Source organism: Rhizobium sp. WW22, assembly GCF_047041135.1.
GTDB lineage: Bacteria > Pseudomonadota > Alphaproteobacteria > Rhizobiales > Rhizobiaceae > Rhizobium.
In genome coordinates this window covers 1,090,730-1,103,931 of sequence record NZ_CP178198.1, presented here as the reverse complement: position 1 = coordinate 1,103,931, position 13,202 = coordinate 1,090,730, and the positions used below count along the sequence as shown (strand labels likewise).

Below are 13,202 nucleotides of genomic sequence, written 5' to 3'. Positions count from 1 at the left end.
CGTTTTCCTGTCCCCTGAGGGATCAATTCTTGTTATCGGTCAATTGGTATTCCGGTCACTTCTGACCGGAATACTTTGCCTGGATTTCCTGTGCGACGTTCGACGGAACCGGCGCGTAATGATCGAAGGTCATCGTGTACTGTGCACGGCCCTGAGACATCGAGCGCAGGTTATCGACGTACTTGAACATGTTCGCCAGCGGGACATTCGCGTTGATGACAACAGCGATACCGCGGCTTTCCTGGCCCTGGATCTGGCCACGACGCGAGTTCAGGTCGCCGATGACGTCGCCGACGTAATCTTCCGGCGTCACGACTTCGACCTTCATCATCGGCTCGAGGAGCTGGGCACCAGCTTCGCGGGCTGCTTCACGGAAGCAAGCGCGGGAAGCGATTTCGAAGGCCAGAACCGACGAGTCAACATCGTGGAAGGCGCCGTCGATGAGCGTCGCCTTGACACCGAGCATCGGGAAGCCAGCCAGCGGACCAGAAGACAGGACGCTTTCGATACCCTTCTGAACACCCGGGATGTATTCCTTCGGAACAGAACCGCCGACGATCTTGGACTCGAACTTGAAATCGTCGCCGTCCGGGTTCGGTTCGAACACGATCTTGACGCGAGCGAACTGACCGGTACCACCCGACTGCTTCTTGTGGGTGTAGTCCTTTTCCGTCTGGCGTGTGATGGTTTCGCGGTAAGCAACCTGCGGCGCACCGACAGTCGCTTCAACCTTGAATTCACGACGCATGCGGTCGACGATGATGTCGAGGTGAAGTTCACCCATGCCGGCGATGATGGTCTGACCCGATTCCTGGTCCGTCTTCACGCGGAAGGACGGATCTTCAGCAGCCAGACGGTTGAGCGCGAGGCCCATCTTTTCCTGGTCGCCCTTGGTCTTCGGTTCGATCGCGATCTGGATGACCGGCTCGGGGAATTCCATGCGTTCAAGGATAACCGGCTTCAGCGGATCGCAGAGCGTATCGCCAGTCGTGGTTTCCTTGAGGCCGGCCAGAGCAACGATGTCGCCAGCAAAGGCTTCTTCGATGTCTTCACGCGAGTTCGAGTGCATCTGCAGCATACGGCCGACGCGCTCGCGCTTGTCCTTGACCGTGTTGATGACCGATGCGCCTTTTTCGAGCTTGCCGGAGTAGATGCGGGCGAAGGTGAGCGAACCGACGAAGGGGTCGTTCATGATCTTGAATGCCAGCATGGACAACGGCTCGCTGTCGTCGGCGTGACGTTCGATTTCGGCTTCCGTCTTGAAGTCGATGCCCTTGATCGCCGGAATGTCGAGCGGCGACGGCAGGTAATCGACAACGGCGTCGAGCAACGGCTGAACACCCTTGTTCTTGAAGGCGGTGCCACAGAACATCGGATGGAACTTGACGTCGATCGTGCCGCGACGGACGAGCGCGCGGATCTGATCGTTGTCAGGCAGATTGCCTTCGAGGTAGGCTTCTGTCGCGGCTTCGTCGATCTCGACAACGGTCTCGATCAGCTTTTCGCGGTATTCAGCAGCCTTGGCCTTCATGTCTTCCGGGATTTCGACGACGTCCCACTGAGCGCCGAGCGATTCGTCGCGCCAGATGAGAGCATTCATCTCGATCAGGTCGACGACGCCCTTGAATTCGGTTTCAGCACCGATCGGCAGCTGCATGACAACAGCCGTCGCGCCGAGGCGGGTCTTGATCATCTCGACCGAGCGATAGAAGTCAGCGCCGGTCTTGTCCATCTTGTTGCAGAAGATCATGCGCGGAACATGATACTTCTCAGCCTGACGCCATACGGTTTCCGTCTGTGGCTCAACGCCGGCATTGGCGTCGAGCAGAGCGATGGCACCGTCGAGAACGCGCAGCGAGCGCTCGACTTCGATGGTGAAGTCGACGTGGCCGGGGGTGTCGATGATGTTGAAGCGGCGGGTCTTGCCGTCGCGGCCCTTCCAGAAGGTGGTCGTAGCAGCGGAAGTGATCGTGATGCCACGCTCCTGCTCCTGCTCCATCCAGTCCATGGTGGCTGCGCCGTCGTGCACTTCGCCGATCTTGTGCGACTTGCCGGTGTAGTAAAGAATACGCTCGGTGGTCGTGGTCTTGCCGGCGTCGATATGCGCCATGATACCGAAATTGCGGTAGTCTTCGATTTTATATTCGCGAGCCATAATGGACTGCCTTTCCGAAACCGTTCGGGATTACCAGCGATAATGCGAGAACGCACGGTTGGCATCAGCCATCTTGTGCGTGTCTTCGCGCTTCTTGACGGCAGCGCCGCGGTTGTTGGAGGCATCGAGAAGTTCGCCGCAGAGACGATCGACCATGGTCGTCTCGTTACGCTTGCGAGCAGCGGTGATCAGCCAGCGGATGGCCAGAGCCTGACGGCGCTCAGGACGCACATCGACCGGAACCTGGTACGTAGCACCACCAACGCGGCGCGAGCGGACTTCAACGTGCGGAGCGATGTTATCCAAAGCCTGATGGAACACGCCGAGCGGCTCCTGCTTTGCCTTGCCCTGCACGGCGTCAAACGCGCCATATACGATGTTTTCAGCTACGGACTTCTTGCCGTCGAGCATGATGGCATTCATGAACTTGGTTACGACCAGATCGCCGAACTTCGGGTCCGGGTTGATCTCGCGCTTTTCTGCTCTGTGACGTCTGGACATATAACTTCTCGTCTCTCAACTTTTGCGACGCTTCACCACGCGGAGAACCTCGCGCAGCGCCGGAATATCTAAAAATCCGAATTACTTCGGACGCTTTGCACCGTACTTCGAACGGCGCTGCTTGCGGTTCTTGACACCCTGGGTATCGAGAACGCCGCGGATGATGTGGTAGCGAACACCCGGAAGGTCCTTAACGCGGCCGCCACGGATCATGACGACGGAGTGTTCCTGAAGGTTGTGACCTTCACCGGGGATGTAACCAATGACTTCGAAGCCGTTGGTCAGGCGGATCTTTGCGACCTTACGCAGAGCCGAGTTCGGCTTCTTCGGCGTCGTGGTGTAGACGCGGGTGCAAACGCCGCGCTTTTGCGGGTTCTCCTGAAGAGCGGGAACCTTGTTACGCTTTACCTGCGCCTGGCGAGGCTTGCGGATCAGCTGGTTTACGGTAGGCATTCAACCATCCCTTGTAAATCTATCTCGACACCCTTACGGGCATGACTTTCGCCGTCACCGGCACCGACACACGTTCGTCTCAATGCGCAAAACGTGGCCCGATCCGCTCTCGCAGATGGACCACAGAAAAGCAGAGGACACCAAAAGTGGCGTCGTGCGTGCAGCATTCGTGTCTTCAACGTGCGTTTAGAACCTTGTTTGAGGTGAACTCCAGGGCGCGTCGCCCCGAATAGCCATGCCTCACATGGGTTCCGATGGCGGCGGTACTACTGGTTTCCCGCCGGTTCGTCAAGGCCGGTTAAGAAATTATCTTTGTCATAAAGCCCGGAAACCCCGGCCAAACCAGCCATTTGGCGCATTGGATACGGAAATGCCGCCCCTTCCGCAAGATGGACTTTGGTATTTCGACAAAATCCCTATAAGGAATCACGGAAGAATATTTTCATCCGACGGACCCGCGCGGCAAAAAGGAATCGCCGGGTCGATTCGATACTCCCGAAGGAAGATCCATGATTACTGCGCCAGACAACGACAACAATTCAGACGGTCCCATGGTCTTCATCATCATCGGCAAGGGCTACGAGACCGATGGCGGCGAAGGCATCGACTTGCATGTCATGCTGAAAGCCCCTGACGACGATACCGCCGTGCGCGAGGCGCTGAACGCGCTGGCCGAGGAAGGCTTCATCGAGGCCGATCTCGACCAGATCGGGCTCTTGACGGATATACCAGACGAAGAGCCGCATGCCTCCGCCTACCAAGGCGCGCTCGAAGGTGAAGTCGCGATTATCCGCTTTCGCTGATTGGCCGACCGCCAGCGGAGGCGGCCTCCCCTCGCCTCATCGATTTTATCATCGCATAAAAAGAAACCGCCCGGATCGCTCCGGGCGGTTTTGATTTTTCACATTCGCTACCGGTTTATTCGGCCGGGCTGTTCTCGCTGGCGAGATCCTGCAGCATCGGTGTTGCGACGCCGGCATCCGTGCCCTTGCGGCGCTCTTCAAGGATGAGCTCGTCGCGGGCCGTAGCTATACGGCGGATCTGCGTCATGGTACCGCCCGTACCGGCCGGGATGAGGCGGCCGACGATGACGTTTTCCTTCAGGCCCTGCAGACCGTCGGTCTTGCCGGCAATTGCAGCTTCGGTGAGCACCTTCGTCGTTTCCTGGAAGGATGCGGCCGAGATGAAGGACGGCGTCTGCAGCGATGCCTTAGTGATCCCAAGCAGAACCGGATCGCCATAAGCAGGCTTCTTGCCTTCTTCGATCAGGCGATCGTTGTTGTCGTCCAGCTCGATACGGTCGACGTTGTCGCCGACGATGTACTGGCTGTCGCCCGCATCGGTGATTTCCACCTTCTGCAGCATCTGACGGACAATCACTTCGATGTGCTTGTCGTTGATGACAACGCCCTGCAAGCGGTAGACTTCCTGGATTTCGTTGACCAGGTAGGAAGCCAGAGCTTCCACGCCCTTGATCGCCAGGATGTCGTGCGGAGCCGGGTTACCGTCGAGGATGTAATCACCCTTTTCGATATAGTCGCCTTCCTGAAGGTGGAAGGGCTTGCCCTTCGGGATCAGGTATTCGACCGGCTCGACACCGTCTTCCGCCGGCTCGATGATGACGCGACGCTTGTTCTTGTAGTCGCGGCCGAGGCGGATCGTACCATCGATCTCTGCGATGATGGCGTGGTCCTTCGGACGACGAGCTTCGAACAGTTCGGCAACGCGCGGCAGACCACCGGTAATGTCCTTGGTCTTGGCGCTTTCCAGCGGCGAACGGGCGAGAACGTCACCCTGCGACACCTTCGTACCCGGCTCGACCGACAGGATCGCGTCGACCGAGAGAAGGAAGCGGGCTTCGCCACCACGCGACAGCTTGGCAATATTGCCGCTGGCGTCCTTGATGACGATCGCCGGCTTCAGATCAGAGCCGCGCGGCGTCGAGCGCCAGTCGATAACCTGACGCTTGGTGATACCGGTGGATTCGTCCGTCGCTTCGAGAACCGAGAGACCGTCGACGACATCTTCGAAGTGAACCGTACCGGCCACTTCCGTCATCATCGGACGGGTATAGGGGTCCCACTCCGCCAGACGCTGACCGCGCTTCACCTTGTCGCCGTCGTCGACATACAGCTTCGAGCCGTAAGCGACGCGCTGCGAGGAGCGTTCGACACCACGTTCGTCCAGGATCTGGACCGTCATGTTGCGGCCCATGGCAACCAGGTTGCCGTCGGAGTTGCGCAACATGTTGCGGTTCTTGATCTGAACCGTGCCTTCATACGAAGCTTCCAGGAACGACTGGTCGACCACGGTCGCCGTGCCGCCCAAGTGGAAGGTACGCATGGTCAGCTGGGTGCCCGGCTCACCGATCGACTGAGCGGCGATGACGCCGACAGCTTCACCGATGTTGACAGGCGTACCGCGAGCAAGGTCACGACCGTAGCAGACCGAGCATACGCCCGTCTGGATTTCGCAGGTCAGGGCCGAACGGATGCGGATCGACTGGATACCAGCCTTCTCGATCTCGATGACATCCGGTTCCAGGATCATCTTGCCGGCATCGACGATGCGCTCACCCGTGACCGGATGATCGATATCGTCCAGGGCCGTACGGCCGAGGATGCGGGCGCCGAGCGAGGCGACGACCTGACCAGCATCGACGATGGCGGTCATGGTGAGGCCGTTTTCGGTACCGCAATCGACGTGCGTGACGATGCAATCCTGCGCGACGTCGACAAGACGGCGGGTCAGGTAACCGGAGTTCGCGGTCTTCAAGGCGGTGTCGGCGAGACCCTTACGGGCACCGTGCGTCGAGTTGAAGTACTCGTTAACGGTTAGGCCTTCCTTGAAGTTCGAGATGATCGGCGTCTCGATGATTTCGCCCGACGGCTTGGCCATGAGGCCGCGCATGCCGCCCAGCTGGCGCATCTGGTTCGGCGAACCACGGGCACCAGAGTGGCTCATCATGTAGATCGAGTTCATCGGCTTCTGGCGACCGGTCTTCTCGTCGAATTCAACGGCCTTAATGCGGGCCATCATTTCTTCGGCGACCTTCTCCGTGGCCTTACCCCAGGCGTCGACAACCTTGTTGTACTTTTCGCCCTGGGTGATGAGACCGTCGTTGTACTGCTGCTCGTATTCCTTCACGAGCGCTTCGGTATCGCCGACGATCTTAACCTTGGTATCCGGAATGACCATGTCGTCCTTGCCGAACGAAATGCCGGCGCGGCAGGCATGCGAGAAGCCGAGCTGCATGATGCGGTCGCAGAAAATGACCGTGTCCTTCTGGCCGCAATGGCGGTAGACCGTGTCGATCATCTTGGAGATGTTCTTCTTGGTCATTTCCTGGTTGCAGATGTCGAAGGTCACCTTGCCATGCTTCGGCAGGAGTTCACCGATCAGCAGACGGCCGGGGGTCGTTTCATAGATCTTCGAATAGGGCTTGCCATCTTCGCCGATCGACTTGAAGCGGCCACGGATCTTCGAGTGCAGCGTCACGACCTTGTTTTCAAGCGCGTGATGCAGCTCACCGAGATCCGAGAAGGCCATGCCTTCGCCCGGTTCGTTCTGGTTCAGGATCGACAGATAGTACAGGCCGAGAACCATGTCCTGCGAGGGAACGATGATCGGCGCGCCGTTTGCCGGATGCAGAATGTTGTTGGTCGACATCATCAGCACGCGGGCTTCCAGCTGGGCTTCCAGCGAGAGCGGCACGTGAACGGCCATCTGGTCACCGTCGAAGTCGGCATTGAAGGCCGTGCAGACGAGCGGGTGCAGCTGGATGGCCTTGCCTTCGACCAGAGTGGGTTCGAAGGCCTGGATGCCCAGGCGGTGCAGCGTCGGTGCGCGGTTCAGGAGAACCGGATGCTCGCGGATGACCTCGTCCAGGATATCCCAGACTTCCGGCTTTTCCTTTTCGACCAGCTTCTTGGCCTGCTTGACGGTCGAGGAGTAACCCTTCGCGTCGAGGCGGGCATAGATGAACGGCTTGAACAGCTCGAGCGCCATCTTCTTCGGCAGACCGCACTGGTGCAGCTTGAGTTCCGGACCGGTCACGATAACCGAACGGCCGGAATAGTCGACGCGCTTGCCAAGCAGGTTCTGGCGGAAGCGGCCCTGCTTGCCCTTGAGCATGTCGGACAGCGACTTCAACGGACGCTTGTTGGCGCCGGTGATGACGCGACCACGACGGCCGTTGTCGAACAGCGCATCGACAGATTCCTGCAGCATGCGCTTTTCGTTGCGGATGATGATGCCCGGAGCGCGCAGTTCGATGAGGCGCTTCAGACGGTTGTTACGGTTGATGACGCGGCGATACAGATCGTTCAGATCCGATGTCGCGAAACGGCCGCCATCCAGCGGAACCAGAGGACGCAGGTCCGGCGGGATGACCGGGACGACCTTCATGATCATCCATTCCGGACGGTTGCCTGACTCCATGAAGTTCTCGACGATCTTCAGGCGCTTCATCAGCTTCTTCTGCTTGAGATCCGACGTGGTGTCGGCAAGCTCGGAACGCAGGTCGCCGGCGATCTTTTCGAGGTTCATGCTGGCCAGCATCTCGTAGATCGCTTCAGCGCCGATCATGGCGGTGAACTGGTCTTCGCCATATTCGTCGACTGCGAGCATATACTCTTCTTCCGAGAGAAGCTGGTGCTCCTTAAGAGCAGTCAGGCCCGGCTCGGTGACGATGTAGTTTTCGAAGTAGAGCACGCGCTCCACATCCTTCAGCGTCATGTCGAGCAGCGTCGAAATGCGCGAAGGCAGCGACTTCAGGAACCAGATGTGGGCAACGGGAGCGGCGAGCTCGATATGGCCCATGCGCTCACGGCGAACGCGCGACAGCGTGACTTCGACGCCGCACTTTTCGCAGATGATGCCCTTGTACTTCATGCGCTTGTACTTGCCGCACAAGCATTCGTAGTCCTTGATCGGTCCAAAGATTCGTGCGCAGAAAAGACCATCGCGTTCCGGCTTGAACGTACGATAGTTGATCGTTTCCGGCTTCTTGATCTCGCCATAAGACCAGGAAAGAATCTTCTCCGGCGACGCAATCGAAATCCGGATGGAATCGAAATTCTGCGCAGGCACCTGCGGATTGAAAAGATTCATGACCTCTTGGTTCATGCCTATCTCCTTTAGGGGCGAAACGCCCTCGAATTGCGAACAGTGCCGGCAAATCCCGGGAACCGGACTGACGCTTTAAAACCGCCTTGCGGCGCCATGCATCCGAAGGGACGCCAACGGCGCTGCAATATTCCAAGCGGTGCGCGCTGACTGGCAGCGCGCACCCGCAGGCTATTACTCGGCTGCGTCCGGAAGCTGGCTTGCCGTCTGCAGATCGTCGACCTTGGAGTTTTCCAGTTCGACGCTGAGGCCCAGCGAGCGCATTTCCTTGACGAGAACGTTGAAGCTTTCCGGAATGCCCGCCTCGAAGGTGTCGTCGCCACGAACGATGGCTTCATAGACCTTGGTGCGGCCGGCCACGTCGTCCGACTTGACCGTGAGCATTTCCTGCAGCGTGTAGGCTGCACCATAAGCTTCGAGCGCCCAGACTTCCATTTCGCCGAAGCGCTGGCCGCCGAACTGCGCCTTACCGCCCAGCGGCTGCTGGGTAACGAGCGAGTACGGACCGATCGAACGGGCATGGATCTTGTCGTCGACAAGGTGGTTCAGCTTCAGCATGTAGATGTAGCCAACCGTGACCTGGCGGTCGAACTGCTCGCCGGTACGACCGTCGTACAGCGTCGACTGACCGGTCTGCTTGAGACCCGCCATTGCCAGCATGTGGTTGACGTCAGCTTCGCCAGCGCCGTCGAAGACCGGGGTCGCGATGGACACGCCACGCTTCCATTGATCGGCCAGACGCAGCACCGACGCATCGTCATACTCGTGAACGTCGTCGCTCTTCGGACCGTCGCCGACGACCAGATCGATCGTCTTGCGCAGAGGCTCGATGTTGCCGCTCGCCTTGTAGGCTTCGATCAGTTCGCCGATCTGACGACCCATGCCGGCGCAAGCCCAGCCAAGGTGCGTTTCGAGAATCTGACCGACGTTCATACGCGAGGGAACGCCCAGCGGGTTCAGCACGATATCAACATGCGTACCGTCTTCCAGGAACGGCATGTCCTCGACCGGAACAATGCGCGAGACCACGCCCTTGTTCCCGTGACGGCCTGCCATCTTGTCGCCCGGCTGGATCTTGCGCTTCACAGCGACGAAGACCTTGACCATCTTCATGACGCCCGGAGGCATTTCGTCGCCGCGCTGGACCTTTTCGACCTTGTCCATGAAGCGCTGTTCGAGGCGCGACTTGGATTCGTCGTACTGGCCACGCAGGGCTTCAAGCTCGCTCTGGACCTTTTCGTCCTCGACGGCAAACATCCACCACTGCGAACGCGGATACTCGGAAACGACGGCGTTCGACAGTTCCGTGCCCTTCTTGAAGCCCTTCGGACCAGCAAGAGCAACCTGACCGCGCAGCATCTCGACCAGACGGCCGTAGACGTTACGGTCGAGGATCGCCTGTTCGTCGTCGCGGTCCTTGGCAAGGCGTTCGATCTCTTCGCGCTCGATCGCCATGGCACGTTCGTCCTTTTCGACGCCGTGACGGTTGAAGACGCGAACTTCGACGACCGTACCGTAGGTGCCGGGCGGCATGCGCATGGAGGTATCGCGAACGTCCGATGCCTTTTCACCGAAGATGGCGCGCAGGAGCTTTTCTTCCGGCGTCATCGGGCTTTCACCCTTCGGCGTGATCTTGCCGACGAGGATATCGCCCGGCTGAACTTCGGCGCCGATGTAAACGATGCCGGCTTCGTCCAGGTTCTTCAGCGCTTCTTCCGAAACGTTCGGAATGTCGCGGGTGATTTCTTCCGGACCGAGCTTGGTGTCGCGCGCCATCACTTCGAATTCTTCGATGTGGATGGAGGTGAACACGTCGTCGGCAACGATACGCTCGGAGAGCAGGATCGAGTCTTCGTAGTTATAGCCGTTCCACGGCATGAACGCGACGAGCACGTTGCGGCCGAGAGCCAGATCGCCGAGGTCGGTCGACGGACCGTCCGCCAGGATGTCGCCCTTGTTGACCACGTCACCGACGGTGACCAGCGGACGCTGGTTGACGCAGGTGTTCTGGTTCGAACGCTGGAACTTCATCAAGCGGTAGATATCGACGCCGGACTTCGACGGATCGAGGTCTTCGGTGGCGCGGATAACGATACGCGTTGCGTCGACCTGGTCGACCACGCCGCCGCGGCGGGCGCCGATGGCAGCACCGGAGTCACGCGCGACGACCGGCTCCATGCCGGTACCGACGAACGGGGCTTCGGCACGCAGAAGCGGCACGGCCTGACGCTGCATGTTCGAGCCCATGAGAGCGCGGTTGGCGTCGTCGTTTTCCAGGAACGGGATCAGAGCGGCAGCAACCGAAACCAGCTGCTTCGGCGAGACGTCCATCAGGTTGATGTTGTCGCGCGGAGCGAGCATGACTTCGCCGGCATGACGGCAAACGACGAATTCCTCGATGAAGGAGCCGTCGGCGTCGAGCTCGGCATTGGCCTGAGCAACGTAGTACTTCGCCTCTTCCATGGCGGAGAGGTAGAGCACGTCGTTGGTCACCTTACCGTCGATGATACGCCGATAAGGGCTTTCGATGAAGCCGTACTTGTTGACGCGGGCAAAGGTCGCCAGCGAGTTGATAAGACCGATGTTCGGACCTTCCGGCGTTTCGATCGGGCAAATACGACCGTAGTGCGTCGGATGAACGTCACGGACTTCGAAGCCGGCGCGCTCGCGGGTCAGACCGCCCGGACCGAGAGCCGAAAGACGGCGCTTGTGGGTGATTTCCGAAAGCGGGTTCACCTGGTCCATGAACTGCGACAGCTGCGAGGAGCCGAAGAATTCGCGGACGGCAGCAGCAGCCGGCTTTGCGTTGATCAGGTCCTGCGGCATGACGGTGTCGATTTCGATCGAGGACATACGTTCCTTGATCGCACGCTCCATGCGCAGCAGACCCAGACGATACTGATTTTCCATCAGCTCGCCGACCGAACGGACGCGGCGGTTGCCGAGGTTGTCGATGTCGTCGATCTCGCCCTTGCCGTCACGCAGCTCGACAAGCATCTTGACTACGGCCAGGATGTCGTCCTTGCGCAGGATGCGAACGGTGTCTTCGACATCGAGGTCGAGGCGCATGTTCATCTTCACGCGGCCGACGGCGGAGAGATCGTAACGCTCCGCATCGAAGAACAGCGAGTTGAACATGGCTTCGGCCGATTCCATGGTCGGTGGCTCACCCGGACGCATGACGCGGTAGATGTCGAACAGAGCGTCCTGGCGGTTTTCGTTCTTGTCAGCCGACAGCGTATTACGGATGTAGGCGCCGACATTGATGTGGTCGATGCCGAGGATCGGGATCTCGTCGAAGCCGGCCTTCAGGATGACAGGCAGGGTCTTCTCGTCGATTTCGTCGCCGGCTTCGAGATAGATCTCGCCGGTCTGGAAGTTGACGATGTCTTCTGCCAGGAACAGGCCGTACAGCTCTTCGTCGGTCGCCTTCAGAGCCTTGAGGCCCTTGTCCTGCAACTGACGCAGCAGGCGCGGCGTGAGCTTCTTGCCGCCTTCGACCACGACTTCGCCGGTGTCGGCGTCGATCATGTCTGTAACGGTCTTGGCGCCCTTCAGCGTTTCCGCCTTGAAGGGGATGCGCCAGCCATCGCCGGAGCGCTCATAAAGCGACTTCGTGTAGAAGGTCGACAGGATTTCTTCGCCGTCCATGCCGAGTGCCATCAGCAGCGACGTCACCGGAATCTTGCGGCGACGGTCGATACGGGCGTAGACGATGTCCTTGGCGTCGAATTCGATGTCAAGCCAGGAACCGCGATACGGAATGACGCGAGCGGCAAAGAGCAGCTTGCCGGAAGAATGGCTCTTGCCCTTGTCGTGATCGAAGAAGACGCCCGGTGAACGGTGCATCTGCGACACAATCACGCGCTCGGTGCCGTTCACGATGAACGTACCGTTGTTCGTCATGAGCGGCATGTCGCCCATGTAGACGCTTTGTTCCTTGATGTCCTTGATGGACTTCGCGCCCGTATCCTCGTCGATATCGAACACGATCAGACGGAGGGTCACCTTCAGCGGCGCTGCATAGGTCAGGTCGCGCTGGCGGCACTCGTCGACGTCGAACTTCGGCGGCTCGAATTCATAGGAAACGAACTCCAGCATAGAAGCGCCGGAGAAGTCGGTGATCGGGAAAACCGACTTGAAGACGGCCTGAAGACCTTCGTCCGGGCGGCCGCCCTTGGGTTCTTCGACCATGAGAAACTGATCGTAGGACGCCTTTTGAACCTCGATGAGGTTCGGCATCTCTGCGACTTCGGGAATCTTACCAAAAAACTTGCGTACGCGCCTGCGACCGTTGAACGAAAGGGTCTGAGCCATCGTCGCTCCTTTAAAATCCTGCACCCGGGCCTGCAACGGACGGGAATCGCTGGCCAGGCGACCCCATCAATCAATGAGTAGTTCAATCTCGTCTATCTAACCGAAAACCGCTCAGCCGGATTGCGTCGCGGTTCGGTTTGAGACCATCCTCTTGAAGAACCCATTACCCAAAAGCCGTTTTGCCCGCGGCTTTTGGGTAATTCGTTCAGAAAAACGGCAAATGGGAGGTAGCAAAAAGCCACCTCCCAAAGCAGTTTCAAGCTTACTTAACGTCGACCTTAGCGCCGGCGTCTTCGAGCTTCTTCTTGATGTCAGCAGCTTCAGCCTTGGAAACAGCTTCCTTGACAGCCTTCGGAGCGGCTTCAACGAGATCCTTGGCTTCCTTGAGGCCCAGGCCGGTGATGGCGCGGACTTCCTTGATGACGTTGATCTTGTTCGCGCCGGCATCCGTGAGGATGACGTCGAACTCGGTCTTTTCTTCTTCAGCAGCTGCAGCAGCGCCGCCAGCACCACCGGCAACGGCAGCAACAGCTACCGGAGCAGCGGCGGAAACGCCCCACTTTTCTTCGAGAAGCTTGGACAGTTCTGCGGCTTCGAGAACGGTCAGCGAGGAGAGGTCGTCTACGATCTTTGCGAGATCAGCCATTTT

The 13,202-nt window shown here is 59.0% G+C and carries 7 protein-coding genes; 1 reads left to right on the top strand and 6 read right to left on the bottom strand.

Annotation, left to right across the window (positions count from 1 at the left end):
* Positions 1-55: 55 nt before the first annotated feature.
* The 3 genes from fusA to rpsL all read right to left on the bottom strand — a co-directional run bounded on the left by fusA (position 56) and on the right by rpsL (position 3,109).
* The gene (fusA, locus tag ACK83U_RS05490) at positions 56-2,155 is read right to left on the bottom strand and encodes an elongation factor G (protein WP_112337467.1); all 2,100 of its coding nucleotides are present in this window, start codon (positions 2,153-2,155) and stop codon (positions 56-58) included.
* 30 nt (positions 2,156-2,185) lie between these two features.
* A complete protein-coding gene (gene rpsG, locus ACK83U_RS05485) occupies positions 2,186-2,656 on the bottom strand; it encodes a 30S ribosomal protein S7 (RefSeq protein WP_015339596.1) in 471 nt (156 codons plus the stop codon).
* Positions 2,657-2,737: 81 nt separating this feature from the next.
* Entirely contained in the window at positions 2,738-3,109 is a 372-nt protein-coding gene (gene rpsL / locus ACK83U_RS05480; protein ID WP_003507760.1) for a 30S ribosomal protein S12, read from the bottom strand.
* Between the two features lie 509 nt (positions 3,110-3,618).
* Between rpsL and ACK83U_RS05475 the strand changes: the two genes are divergently transcribed.
* Entirely contained in the window at positions 3,619-3,912 is a 294-nt protein-coding gene (locus ACK83U_RS05475; RefSeq protein WP_004123433.1) for a hypothetical protein, read from the top strand.
* A gap of 115 nt (positions 3,913-4,027) precedes the next feature.
* Here the strand turns inward: ACK83U_RS05475 and rpoC are convergent, their stop codons facing one another.
* From rpoC to rplL, 3 genes are all read right to left on the bottom strand, one after another.
* Positions 4,028-8,236, bottom strand: a complete 4,209-nt coding sequence (rpoC, locus tag ACK83U_RS05470; RefSeq protein WP_015339595.1) for a DNA-directed RNA polymerase subunit beta' — start codon at positions 8,234-8,236, stop codon at positions 4,028-4,030.
* Between the two features lie 174 nt (positions 8,237-8,410).
* Positions 8,411-12,553 carry a DNA-directed RNA polymerase subunit beta gene (gene rpoB / locus ACK83U_RS05465; RefSeq protein WP_112610986.1) on the bottom strand — a complete coding sequence of 1,381 codons (4,143 nt, stop codon included), beginning with the start codon at positions 12,551-12,553 and terminating at the stop codon, positions 8,411-8,413.
* 262 nt (positions 12,554-12,815) lie between these two features.
* On the bottom strand, positions 12,816-13,199 hold the full coding sequence (rplL, locus tag ACK83U_RS05460; protein WP_112337470.1) for a 50S ribosomal protein L7/L12: 384 nt from the start codon (positions 13,197-13,199) through the stop codon (positions 12,816-12,818).
* Between the last annotated feature and the right edge of the window lie 3 nt (positions 13,200-13,202).

What these genes read in the sequence shown, in the direction of transcription:
- rpsG (WP_015339596.1), bottom strand. Translation starts at nt 2,656, where the DNA reads ATGTCCAGACGTCACAGAGCAGAAAAGCGCGAGATCAACCCGGACCCG.
- rplL (WP_112337470.1), bottom strand. Translation starts at nt 13,199, where the DNA reads ATGGCTGATCTCGCAAAGATCGTAGACGACCTCTCCTCGCTGACCGTT.
- rpoC (WP_015339595.1), bottom strand. Translation starts at nt 8,236, where the DNA reads ATGAACCAAGAGGTCATGAATCTTTTCAATCCGCAGGTGCCTGCGCAG.
- rpsL (WP_003507760.1), bottom strand. Translation starts at nt 3,109, where the DNA reads ATGCCTACCGTAAACCAGCTGATCCGCAAGCCTCGCCAGGCGCAGGTA.
- fusA (WP_112337467.1), bottom strand. Translation starts at nt 2,155, where the DNA reads ATGGCTCGCGAATATAAAATCGAAGACTACCGCAATTTCGGTATCATG.
- ACK83U_RS05475 (WP_004123433.1), top strand. Translation starts at nt 3,619, where the DNA reads ATGATTACTGCGCCAGACAACGACAACAATTCAGACGGTCCCATGGTC.
- rpoB (WP_112610986.1), bottom strand. Translation starts at nt 12,553, where the DNA reads ATGGCTCAGACCCTTTCGTTCAACGGTCGCAGGCGCGTACGCAAGTTT.